Origin of the sequence: Klebsiella sp. K5-45 (genome assembly GCF_030128605.1) — a bacterium.
GTDB lineage: Bacteria > Pseudomonadota > Gammaproteobacteria > Enterobacterales > Enterobacteriaceae > Klebsiella > Klebsiella quasipneumoniae.
Genome location: NZ_JAKUZW010000003.1, coordinates 39,178 through 59,877 on the forward strand (window position 1 = coordinate 39,178; position 20,700 = coordinate 59,877).

Genomic DNA, 20,700 nt, shown 5'->3' on the forward strand with positions numbered 1-20,700 from the left:
AAAAATCAGGCCCGCAAGGGGCCTGATGATCGTGCGCCGTTAAGCGTTCTTCAGCACTTCACTGACAATCTCTACCGCTTCTTTTTCAATCAGCTTGCGATGTTCTTCGCCGAGGAAGCTTTCGCAGTAGATCTTGTAGGCGTCTTCGGTGCCTGACGGGCGTGCCGCAAACCAGCCGTTGTCGGTCATCACTTTCAGGCCGCCAATCGCCGCCCCGTTGCCCGGCGCCGCGGTCAGACGAGCGGTGATTGGATCCCCCGCCAGGGTGTCAGCACTGACCATTTCCGGCGACAGCTTAGACAGCGCCGCTTTCTGCGCGGAGGTCGCGGAAGCCTGCAGACGGTTGTAGCTCGGCGCGCCGAAGCGTTCCGCCAGCTCGTTATAGTGCTCCTGCGGGTTTTTCCCGGTCACTGCGGTGATTTCCGCCGCCAGCAGGCACATGATGATGCCGTCTTTATCGGTGGACCACGGCGTGCCGTCGAAGCGCAGGAAGGAGGCCCCGGCGCTTTCTTCGCCGCCGAAGCCGAAGCTGCCGTCGAACAGGCCGTCAACGAACCACTTAAAGCCCACCGGCACTTCCACCAGCTTGCGGCCCAGATCGTTCACCACGCGGTCAATCATCGCCGAGGAGACCAGGGTTTTACCGACCGCCACCTCTTTGCCCCACTGCGGACGATGCTGGAACAGGTAGTTAATCGCCACCGCCAGGTAGTGGTTCGGATTCATCAGCCCGGCAGGGGTGACAATCCCGTGACGGTCGTAATCCGGGTCGTTGGCAAATGCCAGATCGAACTTATCGCGCAGCGCCAGCAGGCCCGCCATCGCACATTCCGAGGAGCAGTCCATGCGGATGGCGCCGTCTTTATCGAGGTGCATAAAGCGGAAGGTCTGGTCCACCTGGTCGTTCACAATGGTCAGATTGAGCTTGTAGTGCTCGCCAATGCGCTTCCAGTATTCGATACCGGACCCGCCCAGCGGATCGACGCCCAGCGTCAGGCCCGCTTTCTGGATCGCCGCCATGTCGACGATGTCCGCCAGGCCTTCAATGAACGGCTGCACCAGATCCTGCTCTTTGACGTGGCCGGAAGCCAGCGCCGCGTCCAGAGAAATGCGTTTCACACCCTGCAGGCCAGCGGCCAGCAGTTCGTTGGCACGGTTTTCCACCACTTTGGTGACGTTGGTATCAGCCGGACCGCCGTTTGGCGGGTTGTACTTGATACCGCCATCTTCCGGCGGGTTGTGTGACGGGGTGATCACAATGCCGTCCGCCAGCGGACCGCCTTTTTTGTTATGCACCAGAATCGCGTTGGAGACCGCCGGCGTCGGGGTGAAGCCGTTGTTTTCCTGAACGATAACGTCAACGCCGTTGGCGGTTAACACCTCCAGCACCGAAATAAACGCCGGCTCGGACAGGGCGTGGGTATCTTTACCGACATAGCACGGACCGGTGATCCCGTTCTTCGCACGATCTTCCGCAATAGCCTGGGCGATAGCCAGGATATGCGGTTCGTTGAAGTTGTGACGCGCCGCGCTGCCGCGATGGCCGGAGGTGCCGAATTTGACCGCATGCTCCGCATTACCGACTTCAGGCTTCAGCACGTAGTACTGAGCAGTCAGTTGGGCGACGTTAATCAAATCACTCTGTTGCGCAGGCTGCCCCGCACGTTTATCGATTGCCATTGCCTGATCCTTCTGGTGCAAATGTTAAAAAGCTAGATCGTGCCGCAAACCTTTTCAATCAGCTCCGCAGGGAACTGCATCGACTGCATGATGTGCTCAATCATGCTGCATTTACGGCCGGTATTGGTATTGGTGATCACCCACCACGGTGTACCAGGAACCTGTTTCGGTTTGGTCTGATTACCGCTTTTCAGCAGCGTACGCGCATCTTCCGCGAAGTAAACGCGCGTGCGGCCGTGCAGAGACTCAGTGGCCTCGGCAAATGCTTTACTGTCCAGGGAATAGAGGGTGGTCAACACCAGCATAAAACGGTTCACCGCGCGCTTCTGCTCGGCGTATTCATCAGATAACAGCATCTCGCGCATGGCGCGGACTTTATCTTTCACCGGGTTAGCGGGTTTCACCTCAGCGGCAGGCGTGGGCGCCAGCGTCGGCGCGGCTTTGCTGACCGGTGTAGCCGGTTGGGAAACGGCGGAAAATTTCAGCATACGCCGTAAAATGTCGGATGCGCTCTCGCCGATATGCAGAGTGTGGCTGGCAATATAGCGGTAGAGTTCATCATCAACTTCAATTGTTTTCATCTTAATCCAGTGCGATATCTTTTCTGAATACAAATCGTTGGGATTATAAGTACAAATCCCAACCGCGGATAGCGTCAAACCAGGATGGCGGTAAAACTCAGAAAACTTCTGGGTCTTGCAGCCGGATGGCAGAATGTCCAACATAATACCCTAACCCGACGGAGCGAAAAAAAGAACTTTGCCATGAAATTAAATAGCCGAGCGCAATCTGCACAGAATCCGCACAACCACTCCCCGATCGTGCTGGTCCATGGTCTGTTTGGCAGCCTGGACAACCTGGGCATCCTCGCCCGCGACCTGATCGCCGACCACGATATTCTGCAGGTCGATATGCGCAACCACGGTTTGTCGCCGCGGTCGCCAGAGATGACCTACCCCGCGATGGCGCAGGATCTGCTCGACACGCTCGATGCACATCAGATTGAACGGGCCACCTTTATCGGCCATTCGATGGGCGGCAAAGCGGTGATGGCGTTGACCGCCCTGGCCCCGGAGCGCATCAGCGGTCTGGTGGCTATTGATATCGCGCCGGTGGATTATCACGTTCGCCGCCATGATGAGATCTTCGCCGCTATTCGCGCCGTCAGCGAATCCGCCGCCAGCACTCGCCAGCAGGCGGCGCAGGTGATGCGCGAGCATCTGCAGGAAGAGGGCGTGATTCAGTTCCTGCTGAAATCTTTCGTCGACGGCGACTGGCGCTTCAACGTCCCGGTGCTGTGGGACCAGTACCCGCATATCGTCGGCTGGGAAACCATCCCGGCCTGGCCGCACCCAACGCAGTTTATTCCCGGCGGCAACTCCCCCTATGTGACCGACGCCTACCGCGACCCACTGCTGGCCCAGTTCCCGCAGGCTCGGGCCCACGTCATCGCCGGCGCCGGCCACTGGGTTCATGCCGAGAAACCCGAGGCGGTGTTGCGCGCGATCCGCCGCTATCTGACGAGCATAGCCGCCTGATTGGCTAAAATATGCCCGACCGCGCCGCAGAATGCCCGCGGTCGTTGGCGCAGCCGTTCGCCTGATGTATGATGGCGCGCTATCTGCGCCGGCTAGAGCCCGGCAGCTTGTTTCCCCGAAGTCACTCAGAATCATGGCAAAAGAACAAACGGACCGTACGACATTAGATTTGTTCGCAAACGAGCGTCGCCCGGGAAGACCGAAAACCAATCCGCTGTCGCGCGATGAACAACTGCGCATCAACAAACGTAATCAGCTGAAACGCGATAAAGTGCGCGGGCTGAAGCGCGTGGAGCTAAAGCTCAACGCCGACGCGGTCGATGCGCTCAACGAACTGGCGGAAGCGCGTAATATGAGCCGCAGCGATCTCATTGAAGAGATGCTGATGACGCAATTAACCGCCCTGCGCAGCCAGGGAAAACTCTAACTTTCCGCGAAAAATCCGCATTCATGTAGCAGAGTGTGCAGTCGGGCGTGATTGCTGTTTCCGCGCCCTTGCCTGTTCTGCTATGATTGCCGTTATCTGTGGGCATCGCGTCCCTACCACATCATTTAAGTTTCAAGAGGTTATTTTACTCATGGCAATCATCGGCATCTTTTTTGGCAGCGACACCGGCAACACCGAAAATATTGCAAAAATGATTCAAAAGCAGCTTGGTAAAGATGTTGCTGATGTTCACGACATTGCCAAAAGCAGCAAAGAAGATCTGGAAGCCCACGACATCCTGCTGCTCGGCATCCCGACCTGGTACTACGGTGAAGCGCAGTGTGACTGGGACGACTTCTTCCCGACGCTGGAAGAGATCGACTTTAACGGCAAACTGGTGGCGCTGTTCGGCTGCGGCGACCAGGAAGACTACGCCGAGTACTTCTGCGATGCGCTGGGCACCATCCGCGACATCATTGAGCCGCGCGGCGCGACCATCGTTGGCCACTGGCCGACTGCCGGCTATCACTTCGAGGCCTCTAAAGGCCTGGCGGATGACGACCACTTCGTCGGCCTCGCCATTGATGAAGACCGCCAGCCGGAGCTGACCAACGAGCGCGTTGAGAAGTGGGTGAAGCAGGTGGCCGAAGAGCTGCACCTCGAAGAAATCAAAAACGCCTGATGATTAAGCGGCGCAATCATTGAGTTGCGTCGCATTAATAGACAAAAGCAATCAAACTAATAGCTACAAGTTTTTAACTTTTAATCACATATCTGTACAATGTCCTCTGATTCTACGAGGCACGTGACGCAGTTTGTAGCTGGTGCCTCGTTTTTGACAGCAAACCAGGCCCGATACTTGCAGTTTTCATTTACCAGTGGCAGTTCTATAATGAGACGCATTACGTCGGGTTAATTTCTGTATGACTTCCGTTGAAGGAAGTAGATCGTTTAGCAACAGGACAGATTCCGCATGACTGACAACAATACCGCATTAAAGAAGGCTGGCCTGAAAGTCACACTTCCTCGACTGAAAATCCTTGAAGTGCTGCAGGAACCGGATAACCATCATGTCAGTGCGGAAGACTTATATAAACGCCTGATCGACATGGGCGAAGAGATTGGTCTGGCGACCGTTTACCGCGTCCTCAACCAGTTTGATGACGCCGGTATCGTGACTCGTCATAATTTTGAAGGCGGTAAATCCGTTTTCGAACTGACTCAGCAGCATCACCACGATCACCTGATCTGCCTCGACTGCGGCAAAGTGATCGAATTCAGTGATGACTCTATCGAAGCGCGCCAGCGTGAAATCGCGTCCCGTCACGGCATCCGCCTGACCAACCACAGTCTGTATCTGTACGGTCACTGTGCGGAAGGTGATTGCCGCGAGGACGAACACGCCCACGACGCGGTGGAAAAGTAATTCCCCGCTTCGCCTGCTCTGAAAAGCCAACCAGTCGGTTGGCTTTTTTATGGGCGCTTCTGCCGCGCTTCCCGCTCACGTCCCGGCGGCGCCCCTCGCGAGTCCCCGCTTTGTCCGGAGAGTTGATATGGAACTTCGCCAGCTACGCTATTTTACGCGCATTGTTGAAACCGGCAGCATGGGCCGCGCCGCGCTCGATCTGAATATCGGCGTCTCGGCGCTCAGCCAGCAGATCGCGCGTCTGGAAAATGAGCTGGCCATTCGCCTCCTGCAGCGGACCTCCCGCGGCGTGACGCCCACCAGCGCGGGCCTCGCTTTCTACTCACAGGCGCAGCTGGCGCTGCGTCATGCCGATGATGCCATCCTCGCCGCCCGCGAGGCGCGGCTGTCGGGCCACGTCAGCGTCGGCATGGCCCCCAGTACCGCCTCCGTTCTTGGCGTTCCGTTCATCAACGCGATGCGCGAGAGCTACCCCGACGTCCGCCTGCACCTGGTGGAAAGCCTCTCCGGGAATCTGGAGCGAATGATCAACACCCGCCAGCTGGATTTAGCCATCGTCTTCCAGCAGGAGAAGATCCTGCGCTGGAGCGCCAGACCGGTGCTCGAAGAGCGCCTGTTCCTGATTGGCACCCATGCGCTGTTGGCCTCGCTGCCGGATGACCCTGTTTCCCCTGACCAGCTCACCACCCTGCCGCTGATTATGCCAAGCCAGGGCCACGGCCTGCGCGGCAGGCTGGAGGCGGTTTGCCAGCAGCACAACCTCAGCGTTGAGGTGGTGGCGGACATTGACGGTCTGGCCCTGCTGATGCAGGCCGTGCGCAGCGGGCTGGGCGCTACCCTGCAGCCCGGGGCCGCCATTTCCCATCTCGACCATCAGGCGCTGAGGGTGATCGGCATCGCTAATCCGGTCCTCAGCCGTCCCAACTTTCTGGTCAGCCTGTCGGATGATGAGCTCACCCCGGCAGGCCTTGCGGCAAGGGTAATACTGAGCAAAGTCATGCGCCAGCTGGTGGAGTCGGATCGCTGGCCAGGTGCTACCCTTTACGTTAACTAAACCCCTCTTTAGCGCTACACCATAGCGCCCTGCCGCCGTTACCGCCTACATTCCCATTACAAATTTAACAATTAATTAAATTACAAGGGAACCGATAATGGTGGATGTACTGGTCATTGGCGGCGGCAATGCCGCGCTATGCGCCGCCTTAACCGCCCGGGAAGCCGGCGCCTCGGTGCTGCTGCTGGAGGCGGCGCCGCGGGAGTGGCGAGGCGGCAACTCGCAGCACACGCGTAACCTGCGCTGTATGCACGATGCGCCACAGGACGTGCTGGTCGACAGCTACCCGGAAGAGGAGTACTGGCAGGATCTGCTGCGCGTCACCGAAGGGAACACCAACGAAGCGCTGGCCCGGCTGGTGATCCGCACCTCATCCCAGTGCCGGGACTGGATGCGCCAGCACGGGGTTAACTTTCAGCCGCCGCTCTCCGGCGCCCTGCACGTGGCCCGCACCAACGCCTTTTTTATGGGCGGCGGCAAAGCGCTGGTCAATGCCTATTACCGCAGCGCAGAGCAGATGGGGGTGCAGATCCGCTACAACACGCCGGTGCAGGCCCTGGAGCTGCGCAACGGTGAATTTGTCGCCGCGCTGGCGGGCGAGGAACGGATTGTCGCGAAAAGCTGCGTTCTCGCCGCCGGCGGATTTGAATCCAACCGCGAGTGGCTGCGCGAGGCCTGGGGGCAAAATGACCGCGGCGAATGGCCCGCCGATAACTTTCTCATCCGCGGCACGCGCTTCAACCAGGGGGTGCTGCTCAAGTTTATGATCGACGCTGGGGCCGATATCATCGGCGATCCTTCTCAGTCCCACTGCGTCGCCATTGACGCCCGGGCGCCGCTCTATGACGGCGGGATCTGCACCCGTGTCGACTGCGTTTCGCTGGGGGTGGTGGTCAACCGCGATGCCGTGCGCTTTTATGATGAAGGGGAAGATTTCTGGCCTAAACGCTACGCCATCTGGGGCCGACTGGTCGCCCACCAGCCCGGACAGATCGGCTACTCGATCATCGACAGCAAAGCCATCGGCCACTTTATGCCCCCGGTCTTTCCCGGCGCTCAGGCCAATACCATCGCGGAACTGGCCCGCCAGCTGGGGCTTGACGGCGAACGCTTAGCGCAAACCATCGCCGACTATAATGCCGCCTGCGCGCCGGGCCAGTTCGATCACACCCGCCTGGATAACTGCGCGACCTCTGGCCTCACCCCGGCGAAAACTCACTGGGCGCGCCCCATCGATACGCCGCCTTACTACGGCTACGCCATGCGTCCGGGGATCACCTTCACCTACCTCGGGCTCTACGTCGACGACACCGCCGCCGTCCATTTCGCCGGTCAACCCAGCCGTAATCTGTTCGTCGCCGGGGAAATGATGGCTGGCAACGTGCTGGGCAAGGGCTACACCGCCGGCGTTGGGATGTCGATCGGCACCACCTTCGGCCGTATCGCCGGCCAGCAAGCCGCCCGGGCGGCGCAGCAGGAGAAACACCATGAAGTCGCTTGAAAAGCTGATCATTGACGCGCAGATCATCACCGAACCGGAAGCGGAAGTCGAACGGGTGATGCAGGTGTGTAACGCCTGCCGCTACTGCGAAGGGTTTTGCGCCGTCTTCCCGGCGATGACCCAGCGCCTGGCCTTTGGCAAGGCGGATATCAACTATCTGGCTAACCTGTGCCATAACTGCGGCGCTTGCCTGCACGCCTGCCAGTACGCGCCACCGCACGAGTTCGCCATTAACGTGCCGAAGGCGATGGCCGAAGTCCGGCTCGAGACCTATCAACACTACGCCCAGCCCGCCGCCTTTGGCAGCCTGTACCGCCGGGCCGGCATGACCACCGTGCTGGCGCTGGTCGGCGGCCTGATTATCTTTCTGCTGCTGGCGATGGGGCTCAAAGGCTCGCTGCTTCATCCGCCGCTGGCAGGCGACTTCTACCAGATATTCCCCCATAACCTGCTGGCGTGGATGTTTGGCTCGGTCTTGGTGCTGGCGATTGGCTTACTGATGACCGGGGTGATCCGCTTCTGGCGCGAGATCTCCCCTGGCCAGCCGCAACCGATTGATATCGCAAAGGCATCCCATGATGCGCTGACGCTGAAATATCTCGACGGCGGGCACGGGAAAGGCTGCAACGAAGCCGATGACGCCTTCACCCTGCTGCGCCGCCGATTCCACCACTGCACCTTCTACGGTTTTATGCTCTGCTTCGCCGCCACCGTGGTGGCCACGGGCTATCACTATATCGCCGGCCGGGAAGCCCCCTACCCGTTCTTCAGCCTGCCGGTGCTGCTCGGCACCCTCGGCGGCATCGGCCTGCTGGTCGGCCCGGCGGGCCTACTGTGGCTGAACCTGCGCCGCTCGCCGCTGCACGGCGACGCGCGGCAGAAGCCGATGGATCGCGGATTTATTCTGCTGCTGCTGCTGACCAGCTTCACTGGCCTGGCGCTGTTGGCGGGGCGGGATACCTCGTGGATGGGCATCCTGCTCGCCATCCACCTCGGGGTGGTGATGGCCCTGTTCTTAACCCTGCCGTATGGAAAATTTGCCCACGGATTTTATCGCTGTGCGGCGTTACTCAAGTGGGCGATTGAGAAACGCCGCGGAAAACAGGTGGGCGTCGCCGGCGACTGACCTACCCCCTCTGCACCCGATAACAACAAGATAAAGACAATGGAGAGCACCCCCTATGACCCAACAACCCACCCGCGCCGGCACCGTCGGCGCTATCCTCCGCGTGACCAGCGGTAATTTTCTCGAACAGTTCGACTTCTTCCTGTTTGGCTTTTACGCCACCTATATCGCCCGCACCTTCTTTCCGGCGGAGAGCGAGTTCGCGGCGCTGATGCTCACCTTTGCGGTATTTGGCTCGGGCTTCCTGATGCGTCCCATCGGCGCGGTGGTGCTCGGCGCCTATATCGACAGAATCGGTCGCCGCAAAGGGCTGATGGTCACCCTGGCGATCATGGGCTGCGGGACGCTACTCATCGCCCTGGTCCCTGGCTATCAGACTATCGGTGTGCTGGCGCCGATCCTCGTGTTAGTGGGCCGTCTGCTGCAGGGGTTCTCGGCGGGCGTCGAGCTTGGCGGAGTGTCGGTCTATCTCTCTGAAATCGCCACGCCGGGCAATAAAGGCTTCTATACCAGCTGGCAGTCCGCCAGCCAGCAGGTGGCTATCATCATGGCGGCGCTGATCGGCTATGCGCTGAACGCCACGCTGGAACATGAGGAGATCGCCGCCTGGGGCTGGCGCATCCCCTTCTTTATTGGCTGCCTGATCATTCCGCTGATTTTCGTGCTGCGCCGCTCACTGCAGGAAACCGAGGAATTCCTGCAGCGTAAACATCGCCCGGATACCAAAGAGATCCTGACCACCATCGCCAGGAACTGGCGCATTATTACCGCGGGGACCCTGCTGGTGGCGATGACCACCACCACGTTTTACTTTATTACCGTCTATACACCAACCTACGGCAGAGCGGTGTTGCACCTCAGCGCCCGCGACAGCCTGCTGGTAACCATGCTGGTGGGCATCTCCAACTTTATCTGGTTGCCGATTGGCGGAGCCATCTCTGACCGGATCGGTCGTCGCCCGGTGCTGATGGGAATTACCGTGCTGGCGCTGCTCACCACCTGGCCGGTGATGCACTGGCTCACCGCCGCGCCGGATTTCACCCGTATGACGCTGGTCCTGCTGTGGTTCTCGTTCTTCTTTGGCATGTATAACGGCGCGATGGTGGCGGCGCTCACCGAAGTGATGCCGGTTTACGTCCGCACCGTGGGCTTTTCGCTGGCCTTCAGCCTCGCCACCGCCATCTTCGGCGGCCTGACGCCGGCTATCTCCACTGCCCTGGTCGAGCTTACCGGCGATAAAAGCGCGCCGGGATGGTGGCTGATGTGCGCTGCGCTGTGCGGGTTCATCGCCACCGCGCTGCTGTTTGTGCGCCTGAGTCGCGGCTATCAGCCGGCGGAGAGTCAGCGCTAAAAAAGCAAACGGGCGGAGATATGCTCCGCCCGTTTGCCGCTGCCGTCTGGCTTAATGGGTCGTATTATTGCTGCGGATCTCCTTCCAGATCTGGTCGCAGCGCGCTTTCACCGCCTGATCGTTGCCGGTGCGGGTAGCCTGGATACACTGTTGGTAATCCAGCACCCGGACGCTCTCCTGGTTAGCAAACTGCTGGTGCTGTTTATCCTCTTTCAGGACATTCAGTACGCTCTGGCAGGCTTCAATCTTGTCCGGATTGCCTTCCGCCGTATTAATACAGGCGCTATAGGCATCTTTCAGTTTGGTGTCTTCTTTCGGGGCCGGGGACGTGGTGCAGGCCACCAGAGCCGATGCCATCATGGCAATAAGCAGCATTTTTTTCATTGTCGTTCTCCCAGAGGTGCGGCAGGCTCATGCCCGCCGCGCAGGCATTAGAAAATGGTGAACGGGGCGATAACCATGAACTTCACGTCGCGCTCATCCTGGAAGATGTTGCCGTAGCCGCCGCTCCAGCTCGGAATATCGGAATGGTTGTCGTACTGGGTAAAGTGCAGTTTAAACAGCGTGCCCTTCGCCCGGCCTTCCTGCACGGTATACATAGCATCGAGGCTATAGGCCGACTCTTTCAGGCGATAGTCAGGGTCATAGTACGCATCCGGAGAAGCCATTTTGCCAGGCTTCGCATCCCAGGCGTACACATAAGACGCGCCAAACGCCCAGCCCGGCATATCCCAGTTTTTCATGTCATACATCGCGCCGAAGAAGACTGCTTTTTCACCGTTGGCGTTGAAGTCGGAGCGGTTATCCCACCAGATATCGAGACGACCGTTGGAGGAGGCGTAGGTCGGGGTCATACGCTGCAGGAAGTAGCCCTGCTGGCCATCGGCCTTCACCCAGGTCCCTTCCAGACGCAGATCCAGCACATCCGCTACTTTATAGCCAAAGGTTAACGCCTGCAGCCATGCGGTGCCGTCATAGATGTCGTTGACCCCGCCGTTGCTGACCTTATCGCGAGTGCCGTAGAACTGGTAGCTGGTGCTCAACGGCGCGCCGGCGACGTCAAATTTGTAGCTGGCTTTAGCAAAGTACTGATCGATATAGCCCTGAGCCTGACCAAATGCCGCCTCCAGCACCAGGTCGTTTTTGAAATCATATTTGGCGCCGACGGAGTGAAGATAATCGACTTTGGTCTTCTTATCGTTCTGGTAGAAATCATCCATTTCGATATGCCATGGCGCTTTATACTCGTTCGTCCACATGTAGGAGAAACTTAACGCGCCCGCGGTGCCATAGTCGAAGTTGGCCCCGGCTTCCGCCCCCTGATAGGTCCCCGGCATGAAGCTCCAGTGCGGTGCCAGCAGGGTCTGACCGGTTGGCTGGATGTAGCCCGCGCGCGCCCACGCCGGACCGTATTTGAATTTCGCGGCGGCTTTATACAGGCTGATGCCGCTCTTATCGCCGGAGTAGTCTTCGTCATAGGCTTTGTTGCGCGACGAGAAGGCGATTTCGTTCGGGTGGCCGCTGTCGCCGTTCTCCGCCATTTCAATCGCGGTAAACGCCGCAATATCAAGGCCAAACATATCGGCGGCATATCCGGACTGGAAGTCCAGGTTGGCGTTCCAGGTGGAGTGGGAAAGGTTGGTTTTGTATTTATCGCCGTCGGTCACATCTTTACGGTCACGCTCACGCTGCCAGTAATAGATACCGCCGGTTAAAGTAGAATCATCGATAAAGCCTGCTGCGCTGGCCTGCGGAATCACAACCCAGCCCGACATCGCGGTGACGGCGGCAATAGCCAGCGCCAGCGTACTACGTTTGCCACTAAACGTACGCATGTGCATATCCTCTTTGACGTTTTAAAAGGCGAAGACCAGAGGTCATTCGCTAAAAAATAAATAAAACTGCAAAATGTGGGGCGGCGAAAAAGGCCGCGAAACCACTGTAGATAGACTATTTTTCGTGACGCGAATTATCAATGTTTTTCGTGAGGCAAAGCTTAAGATTATGACAAAGCGCACATAATTTATGTCGTTTTGTTACAGTCTTATCTCTGATGATTTTGTCATGGAAGTCATTGCTAAATCAGGGAAAAATGCGAAAGCTGAAAGCGATTACATTGGTTTTTTATATGAGACAGGAAATATCAGAAGCGTTATTTATTTCCGGAGCGAAACAGAATTAATTCGCTTCGCGAAAATAAAAAGAGTAATTGGCTGATTCTGAAACAAAAAAAGCGCCGCAGAGTGCGGCGCTTTGACGGTAGGGAAAATGTTATTCGCCCGCTTTCGCCCAGGTATCGCGCAGACCGACGGTGCGGTTAAACACCAGACTGGTTGCGGTTGCATAGCGGCTGTCGAGGCAGAAGTAACCTTCACGCTCAAACTGGTAAGCTTTACCGGCTTCCGCCTGCGCCAGGCTCGGCTCCGCGTAACCCTGTTTGATCACCAGCGATTCCGGATTGATCACCGCGAGGAAATCCTCCGCTGCACCCGGGTTTGGTACGCTGAACAGGCGATCGTAGAGACGGATCTCTACCGGCAGCGCATGCGCCGCGCTCACCCAGTGGATCACGCCTTTGACCTTGCGGCCGTCAGCCGGATCTTTGCTCAGGGTGTCGGCATCGTAGGTGCAGAAGATAGTAGTGATATTGCCTTCGGCATCTTTCTCCACGCGTTCCGCTTTGATGACGTAGGCGTTGCGAAGACGTACTTCTTTGCCCAGCACCAGACGCTTGTACTGCTTGTTGGCTTCTTCACGGAAGTCCGCGCGGTCGATCCAGATTTCCGCGCTGAACGGCACTTCGCGGCTGCCCATCTCCGGCTTGTTCGGATGGTTCGGCATCGCCACCATTTCGCTTTCGCCCTGCGGATAGTTCTCAATAACCAGTTTCACCGGATCGATCACCGCCATCGCGCGCGGCGCGTTTTCGTTGAGATCTTCGCGAATGCAGGACTCCAGCGACGCCATCTCAATGGTGTTGTCCTGCTTGGTCACGCCGATACGCTTGCAGAATTCGCGGATGGATTCGGCGGTGTAGCCGCGACGACGCAGACCGGAGATGGTCGGCATCCGCGGATCGTCCCAGCCTTCCACGTGCTTCTCAGTCACCAGCTGGTTCAGCTTACGCTTGGACATCACGGTGTATTCGAGATTCAGGCGCGAGAATTCGTACTGGCGCGGGTGCACCGGGATGCTGATGTTGTCCAGCACCCAGTCGTAAAGACGACGGTTGTCCTGGAACTCCAGGGTACACAGCGAGTGGGTAATGCCTTCCAGCGCATCGCTGATGCAGTGGGTGAAGTCGTACATCGGGTAGATGCACCACTTGTTGCCGGTCTGATGATGCTCAGCGAACTTAATGCGGTACAGCACCGGATCGCGCATCACGATGAACGGCGACGCCATATCGATCTTCGCGCGCAGGCAGGCCTTGCCCTCTTCGAAGCCGCCGCTGCGCATTTTTTCGAACAGCGCCAGGTTTTCTTCCACGCTGCGGTCGCGATACGGGCTGTTTTTACCCGGCGCTTTCAGGGTGCCGCGGTATTCGCGGATCTCATCAGGAGAGAGTTCATCAACGTAGGCCAGGCCTTTGTTAATCAGCTCAACCGCATACTGATGCAGCTGATCAAAGTAATCAGACGAGTAGCAAACGTCCCCGGACCAGTGGAAACCTAACCACTGCACGTCGTTTTTAATCGACTCCACGTATTCGATATCTTCTTTCACCGGGTTGGTGTCATCGAAACGCAGGTTGCATTGGCCCTGATAATCCTGGGCGATGCCGAAGTTCAGGCAGATGGATTTCGCATGGCCAATGTGCAGATAACCGTTCGGCTCCGGCGGGAAGCGGGTGTGAACGGTGGTGTGCTTACCGGTAGCCAGATCTTCATCAATGATCTGACGGATAAAGTTAGTCGGGCGGGCTTCTGCCTCACTCATCACGGGTTCCTCAAAGCGTAAACAACGTATAACGGCACATGATCTTACAAGCAGGGCGTAGTGACAACTATTAGTTACGTAAAATAGGTATCAGAAGAGGATTATGGGGCCGATTGCTGGAAAAAAAAGCGGCGAAGGTTTCCCTTCGCCGCTGAGGCATAAACTCGACTCAGGAGCCTTACTTGCCTTTAATCTCATACAGCGGCGTCTGGCCGGCTACGACCTTACCGCTCGCCAGTATCACCAGCGCGCTGTAGTCATCGCTATTGCTGCAGACGACCGGGCTAATCATCGAGCGCGCATTGGCGTTGAGGAAGTCCAGATCCATTTCCAGAATCGGCTCGCCCGCCTTCACGTCCGTGCCCTCTTCAACCAGACGTTTGAAGCCCTTGCCTTCCAGCGCCACGGTGTCGATACCCATGTGGACGACGATTTCCGCACCGTTGTTGGTTTCGAGGCAGAATGCATGGTTAGTGTTGAAAATTTTCACCACGGTACCGGCGGCCGGGGCCACCACGATGTTGCTGGTCGGTTTCACCGCGATACCGTCGCCGACGGCTTTGCTGGCGAAGGCTTCATCCGGCACCTGCTCGAGGGCCACCACGTCACCGGTAATCGGCGAAACCAGCGACTCAACGGTCTTCGCGTTCGCTACCGCCTGCGGTTTAGCCGCTGGCGCTGCGGTGGCGACGTTGCCAGCCGGTGCGGTTGCCGCTGCCGCTACCGGGCCGCGGGTAACCACTTTTTTCATCTCATCGCCGATAGACTCTGCCTTCGCGCCGACGATAACCTGGATGGTTTGCTTATTCAGTTTCACCACCCCGGATGCGCCGAGACGTTTACAGGCGGCGTCGTTCACTTTCGCCGAATCGCCCACGGTCAGACGCAGACGGGTGATACAGGCGTCAATCGCTTTCAGGTTGTCCGTTCCGCCCACCGCGGCGATATAGCTGGTCGCCAGCTGGGTCAGGCCTTCTTCAGTGTTGCTGTTGGCTTCTTCCGTTACCACGTCAGCGGCTTTGTCTTCACGACCCGGTGTTTTCAGGTTGAACATGCGGATCACTGCGCTGAACAGCAGGAAGTAGACGAAGAAGAAGACCACGCCCATCACCAGCAGCATCCAGACGTTTTTGCTGGCGGCCGGCAGGCTGTACATCAGCACGTAGTCAATGGCGCCGGCGGAGAAGGAGAAGCCCGCATGAATGCCCAGCGCCGTTGCGATGAACAGACTGATACCGGTCAGTACCGCGTGCAGGAGGTACAGCAGCGGAGCCAGGAACATGAACAGGAATTCCAGCGGCTCGGTTACCCCGGTCAGGAACGCGGTGATGGCAACAGACAGCAGCATACCGCCCACCATTGGACGACGCGCTTTCGGAGCGGCCAGATACATCGCCAGCGCCGCGCCCGGCAGACCAAACATCATGATTGGGAAGAAGCCGGACATGAACATCCCCGCGGTGCCGTCGCCGGCGTAGAAGCGGTTGATGTCGCCGTGGAACACGGCGCCTGCGGCGTTAGTAAACTCACCAATCTGGAACCAGGCGATGGTGTTCAGCACCTGATGCAGGCCGGTCGGGATCAGCAGACGGTTGATAAAACCGAAGATACCGGAACCCAATGCCCCTGCGGAAACGATCCACTCGCCGCCCGCATGGATAGCGTGCTGCACCGGCGGCCAGACGTAGCCGAAGATCGCCGCGAGAATCAGACAGAAGAAGCCGGTGGCGATCGGCACGAAGCGTTTGCCGCCGAAGAAGCTCAGGAAGTCCGGCAGCTTGATGCCGGCCCAGCGGTTGTACACCGCCCCTGCTACCAGACCGGTAATGATACCGGCCAGTACGCCCATGTTAATTTCCGGATTGATGGTGACCATCGCTTTGGTCATCACGAAATAACCTACTGCCCCGGCCAGCGCCGCAGAACCGGCGTTATCCTTGGACCAGCTTGACGCCACACCGATAGCAAAGATCAGCGCCAGGTTGTCGAAGATAGCCCCACCCGCTTGCGCGATGAAGGGTACATTCAACAGGTCTGGTTGCCCGAAACGCAGCAGCAATGCTGCGACCGGCAGCACTGCGATAGGGAGCTGTAACGCCCTACCCAGCCGCTGAAAGAAACCTAAAATATTCATCTTATTCCCCCTATGAGACCCCGATGAGGCTCATTTTCAAAGCCACTTTTTTATTGTGTAACAAGGTCGGTTTTATCACTTACCGGCAAAGTGTGTGAAAAATTAATTCGTATCGCAAATTAAATGGGTATTTTTTGTGATAATTATCACCAAATATCGTATTCCCCCCTCCCTTACACTGGCTAACATCGAAAACTTATTTTATCATTCAAAAAATCAACACGGATTGACCCCGGTCGGCGCAGTTGCTGCAATACTCTCCTCAGAGTGCTGGCGCCAATCCGCCAGAATCTACTTTAACTATAGAGGTGAAGAATGAGACTGATCCCCCTGGTAACCGCTGAGCAGGTCGGTAAATGGGCTGCCCGCCATATCGTTAACCGCATTAATGCATTTAAACCAACCGCGGACCGTCCGTTCGTCCTGGGACTGCCGACCGGCGGCACCCCACTCACCGCCTACAAGGCGCTGGTTGAAATGCATAAAGCAGGCCAGGTTAGCTTCAAACACGTCGTCACCTTCAACATGGATGAATACGTTGGCCTGCCGAAAGAGCATCCGGAAAGCTATCATAGCTTCATGCACCGTAATTTCTTTGACCACGTTGATATTCCGGCAGAAAATATCAACTTGCTGAATGGTAACGCGCCGGACATCGATGCGGAATGCCGTCGCTATGAAGAAAAAATTCGTTCCTACGGTAAAATCCACCTGTTCATGGGCGGCGTGGGCAACGATGGTCACATCGCGTTTAACGAACCGGCCTCCTCTTTGGCGTCTCGTACCCGTATTAAGACCCTGACCCATGAAACCCGCGTGGCGAACTCCCGCTTCTTCGACGGCGACGTGGATCTGGTGCCGAAATATGCGCTAACCGTCGGCGTGGGCACCCTGCTGGACGCAGAAGAGGTAATGATTCTGGTGCTGGGCCATCAGAAAGCGCTGGCGCTGCAGGCGGCGGTAGAAGGTAACGTCAACCACATGTGGACCATTACCTGTCTGCAGCTGCATCCGAAGGCGGTGATCGTCTGTGACGAACCGTCTACCATGGAGCTGAAAGTGAAGACACTGAAATATTTCAACGAATTAGAAGCTGAAAATATTAAAGGTCTGTAATGTAGTCGTGTCCCGCGATTTGCGCGGGACCATCTTTTTCTTTGTATGCATCATCATGCCGGCGGCAAACGAACGTACCCGGGCCTGATGAGGCGTATATACCGGGGGTCGTAATGTATGCATTAACCCAGGGCCGGGTTTATACCGGTCATGAAATTCTTGATGACCATGCGGTTGTTATCGCTAATGGCCTTATCGAACGTCTTTGTCCGCTGGCAGATTTGCCGTCTGACATCGAGCAGCGCTCAGTCAACGGCGCCATCCTCGCCCCCGGTTTTATCGACGTCCAGCTCAACGGCTGCGGCGGCGTACAGTTTAACGACAGCCCTGACGCGGTCACTGTCGACACGCTGGAGATCATGCAGAAGGCCAACGAACGCTCAGGCTGCACCAGCTTCCTGCCGACGCTGATTACCTCCAGCGACGATCTGATGAAGCAAGGCGTGCGCGTGATGCGCGAATACCTGCAAAAGCACCCGAACCAGGCGCTGGGTCTGCATCTTGAAGGACCGTGGCTGAATATCGTCAAGAAAGGCACCCACAACCCGGACTATGTGCGTAAACCGGACGCGGCGCTGGTCGATTTCCTGTGCGACAACGCCGATGTGATCACCAAAGTGACCCTCGCCCCTGAGCGCGTTGAGCCGGAAGTGATCCGCAAACTGGTCGCCGCCGGGATCGTCGTCTCCGCGGGCCACTCCAACGCCACGCTGAAAGAGGCGAAAGTGGGCTTCCGCGCAGGCATTACCTTCGCCACCCACCTGTATAATGCAATGCCGTACATTACTGGCCGCGAACCGGGTCTGGCCGGGGCGATTTTTGACGAGCCGGATGTCTACTGCGGTATTATTGTCGACGGGATGCACGTCGATTACGCCAACGTGCGCAACGCCAAGCGCCTGAAAGGCGACAAACTGTGCCTGGTCACCGACGCCACCGCGCCGGCGGGGGCGAATATTGACCAGTTCATTTTTGCCGGGAAAACAATATACTACCGCAACGGGCTGTGCGTAGATGAAAACGGTACCCTCAGCGGATCTTCCCTGACCATGATTGAAGGGGTACGTAATCTGGTTGAGCATTGCGGTGTGGCGCTGGACGAAGTATTGCGCATGGCGACGCTCTATCCCGCGCGCGCCATTGGTGTGGACAAGCAGCTCGGCAGTATTGCGCCGGGTATGGTCGCTAACCTGACCGCCTTTACACGCGATTATAAAATCACCAAGACCATCGTTAATGGTAACGAGGTCGTCACTGAGTAAGTAAAAGTATGACAGCAGGCGGACAAGCTCAAATTGGTAACGTTGACCTCGTAAAACAACTGAACAGCGCGGCCGTGTACCGCCTGATTGACCAGCATGGGCCTATCTCGCGCATTCAGATCGCGGAACAAAGCCAGCTTGCCCCTGCCAGCGTGACCAAAATCACGCGTCAGCTTATTGAGCGCGGCCTGATCAAAGAAGTCGATCAGCAGGCCTCCACCGGGGGGCGCCGCGCCATCTCCATCATTGCGGAGACGCGCAACTTCAACGCCATTGGCGTGCGCCTTGGCCGCTATGACGCCACTCTCACCCTCTATGATTTAAGCAGCAAGACCCTGGAAGAGGAGCATTTCCCGCTGCCCGAGCGCACCCAGGAAACGCTGGAACACGCCCTGCTGAATATCATCGCCACTTTTATTGAAAACTGTCAGCGCAAAATTCGCGAGCTGATCGCCATCTCGGTGATCCTGCCGGGGCTGGTGGATCCGGAAAGCGGGGTGATCCGCTATATGCCGCACATTGCGGTGGAAAACTGGGGCCTGGTCGGGGCGCTGGAAAAACGCTTCAACGTTACCTGCTTTGTCGGACACGATATCCGCAGCCTGGCGCTGGCCGAGCACTATTTTGGCGCAAGCCAGGATTGCGAAGACTCCATTCTGGTGCGCGTGCACCGCGGCACCGGGGCGGGGATCATCTCCAACGGACGCATTTTTATCGGCCGTAACGGCAACGTCGGCGAAATCGGCCATATTCAGGTCGACCCGCTGGGCGAGCGCTGCCACTGCGGCAACTTTGGCTGTCTGGAGACCGTCGCAGCTAATGCCGCCATCGAACATCGCGTTCGCCACCTGCTGGAGCAGGGCTATCAGAGCCGTCTGACCCTCGATGACTGCACCATCAAAACCATCTGCAAAGCGGCCAACAAAGGCGATGCCCTGGCCTGCGAAGTGGTCGAGTACGTAGGGCGTCACCTCGGAAAAACGATCGCCATCGCCATCAACCTGTTCAATCCACAAAAAATCGTCATCGCCGGCGAAATTGTGGAAGCCGAGAAAGTGCTGCTCCCGGCCATTGAGGGCTGCATTAACGCCCAGGCGCTGAAGGCGTTTCGTAAGAACCTGCCTGTGGTGCGCTCCACCCTCGATCATCGCTCAGCGATTGGCGCCTTCGCGCTGGTCAAACGCGCCATGCTCAATGGCACGCTGCTGCAGCGCTTGCTTGAGAGCTAACCGCCCCCCTTTATTGATAAGCGCGTCGCTCTGTCGTTGGCGGGCATCGCCCGTCAGAGGTGTGAAACCTCATCAATGACGCGTATAGTTTCGTCTTTGATAATGATTCTGGACCCACCATGACCATTCAAAACATAATTTGTGATATTGACGGTGTGCTGATGCACGATAACGTCGCCGTTCCCGGCGCTGCCGAGTTTATCAAGCGCATCCTCGAGAAAGGCATGCCGCTGGTGATGCTGACCAACTACCCGTCGCAAACCGGCCAGGATCTGGCGAACCGTTTCGCCACCGCCGGGATTGAGGTTCCGGATAGCGCCTTCTACACCTCGGCGATGGCGACGGCCGATTTTCTGCGCCGCCAGGAAGGTAAGAAAGCCTATGTGGTGGGTGAAGGGGCGCTGATCCACGAGCTGTACAAAGCCGGCTTTACCATTACCGACGTCAACCCGGATTTTGTCATCGTCGGGGAAACCCGCTCCTTTAACTGGGAGATGATGCATAAGGCGGCCTTCTTTGTCGCCAATGGCGCCCGCTTCATTGCCACTAACCCGGATACTCACGGTCGCGGCTTCTACCCGGCCTGCGGCGCCCTGTGCGCCGGGATCGAGAAGATCTCCGGCCGTAAGCCGTTTTACGTCGGTAAACCCAGCCCGTGGATCATCCGCTCAGCGCTGAACAAAATGCAGGCCCACTCCGAACAGACGGTGATTGTCGGCGACAATCTGCGTACCGACATTCTGGCTGGCTTCCAGGCGGGGCTGGAGACCATTTTGGTGCTCTCCGGAGTCTCGACCCTCGACGACATCGACAGCATGCCGTTCCGCCCGTCGTGGATCTACCCCTCCGTCGCGGAAATCGATATTTTCTAATGTCAGCCACGTCTCAGGACGTGGTTGTTCATTTTTGACGCCTGC

18 protein-coding genes and 1 pseudogene are annotated in these 20,700 nt (G+C 57.7%); 13 read left to right on the forward strand and 6 right to left on the reverse strand.

All coding sequences use genetic code 11. The annotated features are described in order from the left end of the window. Nucleotides 1–39: 39 nt before the first annotated feature. Nucleotides 40–1,680, reverse strand: a complete 1,641-nt coding sequence (gene pgm, locus MKS11_RS06895) for a phosphoglucomutase (alpha-D-glucose-1,6-bisphosphate-dependent) (protein WP_002894773.1) — start codon at nucleotides 1,678–1,680, stop codon at nucleotides 40–42. A 32-nt stretch (nucleotides 1,681–1,712) separates the two neighbouring features. Beyond that, nucleotides 1,713–2,261, reverse strand: coding sequence for a replication initiation negative regulator SeqA (seqA, locus tag MKS11_RS06900; RefSeq protein WP_017901421.1), 549 nt, complete (start codon nucleotides 2,259–2,261; stop codon nucleotides 1,713–1,715). 183 nt (nucleotides 2,262–2,444) lie between these two features. On the opposite strand from seqA, the gene ybfF reads away from it, so the two are divergent. The 8 genes from ybfF (at nucleotide 2,445) to MKS11_RS06940 (ending at nucleotide 10,103) form a co-directional block, all read left to right on the forward strand. Beyond that, complete coding sequence (ybfF, locus tag MKS11_RS06905; protein WP_065696723.1) at nucleotides 2,445–3,218, forward strand: esterase; 774 nt, start codon at nucleotides 2,445–2,447, stop codon at nucleotides 3,216–3,218. A gap of 133 nt (nucleotides 3,219–3,351) precedes the next feature. Then, entirely contained in the window at nucleotides 3,352–3,645 is a 294-nt protein-coding gene (gene ybfE, locus MKS11_RS06910; RefSeq protein WP_004885954.1) for a LexA regulated protein, read from the forward strand. 151 nt (nucleotides 3,646–3,796) lie between these two features. Further along, nucleotides 3,797–4,327: a flavodoxin FldA gene (gene fldA, locus MKS11_RS06915; RefSeq protein WP_002894765.1), complete on the forward strand. Its 531-nt coding sequence runs from the start codon at nucleotides 3,797–3,799 to the stop codon at nucleotides 4,325–4,327. Nucleotides 4,328–4,618: 291 nt separating this feature from the next. Beyond that, nucleotides 4,619–5,071 (forward strand): ferric iron uptake transcriptional regulator, encoded by a 453-nt coding sequence (fur, locus tag MKS11_RS06920; RefSeq protein WP_004885952.1) that lies wholly within the window; start codon nucleotides 4,619–4,621, stop codon nucleotides 5,069–5,071. 127 nt (nucleotides 5,072–5,198) lie between these two features. Further along, on the forward strand, nucleotides 5,199–6,125 hold the full coding sequence (tcuR, locus tag MKS11_RS06925) for a tricarballylate utilization LysR family transcriptional regulator TcuR (protein ID WP_004885949.1): 927 nt from the start codon (nucleotides 5,199–5,201) through the stop codon (nucleotides 6,123–6,125). Nucleotides 6,126–6,222: 97 nt separating this feature from the next. After that, nucleotides 6,223–7,626, forward strand: a complete 1,404-nt coding sequence (tcuA, locus tag MKS11_RS06930; protein WP_043521606.1) for an FAD-dependent tricarballylate dehydrogenase TcuA — start codon at nucleotides 6,223–6,225, stop codon at nucleotides 7,624–7,626. Further along, nucleotides 7,613–8,752, forward strand: a complete 1,140-nt coding sequence (tcuB, locus tag MKS11_RS06935; RefSeq protein ID WP_043521608.1) for a tricarballylate utilization 4Fe-4S protein TcuB — start codon at nucleotides 7,613–7,615, stop codon at nucleotides 8,750–8,752. Before tcuA ends, tcuB begins: the two co-directional genes overlap by 14 nt. Nucleotides 8,753–8,807: 55 nt before the next feature. Beyond that, complete coding sequence (locus tag MKS11_RS06940) at nucleotides 8,808–10,103, forward strand: MFS transporter (RefSeq protein WP_004885943.1); 1,296 nt, start codon at nucleotides 8,808–8,810, stop codon at nucleotides 10,101–10,103. Between the two features lie 51 nt (nucleotides 10,104–10,154). On the opposite strand, the gene chiQ is transcribed toward MKS11_RS06940, so the two are convergent. Together chiQ and chiP are read right to left on the reverse strand one after the other, a co-directional pair. Beyond that, complete coding sequence (gene chiQ / locus MKS11_RS06945; RefSeq protein WP_023288851.1) at nucleotides 10,155–10,487, reverse strand: ChiQ/YbfN family lipoprotein; 333 nt, start codon at nucleotides 10,485–10,487, stop codon at nucleotides 10,155–10,157. Between the two features lie 47 nt (nucleotides 10,488–10,534). Beyond that, nucleotides 10,535–11,938, reverse strand: coding sequence for a chitoporin ChiP (gene chiP / locus MKS11_RS06950; RefSeq protein WP_087771323.1), 1,404 nt, complete (start codon nucleotides 11,936–11,938; stop codon nucleotides 10,535–10,537). Nucleotides 11,939–12,011: 73 nt separating this feature from the next. On the opposite strand from chiP, the pseudogene MKS11_RS06955 reads away from it, so the two are divergent. Next, nucleotides 12,012–12,320 (forward strand): annotated as a pseudogene (locus tag MKS11_RS06955) (methionine synthase). 54 nt (nucleotides 12,321–12,374) lie between these two features. Here the strand turns inward: MKS11_RS06955 and glnS are convergent. Together glnS and nagE are read right to left on the reverse strand one after the other, a co-directional pair. Continuing rightward, nucleotides 12,375–14,042, reverse strand: a complete 1,668-nt coding sequence (gene glnS / locus MKS11_RS06960) for a glutamine--tRNA ligase (RefSeq protein ID WP_004885933.1) — start codon at nucleotides 14,040–14,042, stop codon at nucleotides 12,375–12,377. Nucleotides 14,043–14,220: 178 nt separating this feature from the next. Further along, nucleotides 14,221–16,176 carry a PTS N-acetyl glucosamine transporter subunit IIABC gene (gene nagE, locus MKS11_RS06965; RefSeq protein WP_017901426.1) on the reverse strand — a complete coding sequence of 652 codons (1,956 nt, stop codon included), beginning with the start codon at nucleotides 16,174–16,176 and terminating at the stop codon, nucleotides 14,221–14,223. Between the two features lie 315 nt (nucleotides 16,177–16,491). On the opposite strand from nagE, the gene nagB reads away from it, so the two are divergent. From nagB to MKS11_RS06985, 4 genes are all read left to right on the forward strand, one after another. Next, nucleotides 16,492–17,292, forward strand: coding sequence for a glucosamine-6-phosphate deaminase (nagB, locus tag MKS11_RS06970; protein WP_002894749.1), 801 nt, complete (start codon nucleotides 16,492–16,494; stop codon nucleotides 17,290–17,292). Between the two features lie 113 nt (nucleotides 17,293–17,405). After that, the gene (gene nagA, locus MKS11_RS06975) at nucleotides 17,406–18,554 is read left to right on the forward strand and encodes an N-acetylglucosamine-6-phosphate deacetylase (protein WP_004885928.1); all 1,149 of its coding nucleotides are present in this window, start codon (nucleotides 17,406–17,408) and stop codon (nucleotides 18,552–18,554) included. Between the two features lie 8 nt (nucleotides 18,555–18,562). After that, nucleotides 18,563–19,783 carry an N-acetylglucosamine repressor gene (locus tag MKS11_RS06980; protein ID WP_004885919.1) on the forward strand — a complete coding sequence of 407 codons (1,221 nt, stop codon included), beginning with the start codon at nucleotides 18,563–18,565 and terminating at the stop codon, nucleotides 19,781–19,783. Between the two features lie 119 nt (nucleotides 19,784–19,902). Continuing rightward, on the forward strand, nucleotides 19,903–20,655 hold the full coding sequence (locus MKS11_RS06985) for an HAD-IIA family hydrolase (protein WP_004885918.1): 753 nt from the start codon (nucleotides 19,903–19,905) through the stop codon (nucleotides 20,653–20,655). The last annotated feature ends 45 nt before the right edge of the window (nucleotides 20,656–20,700 follow it).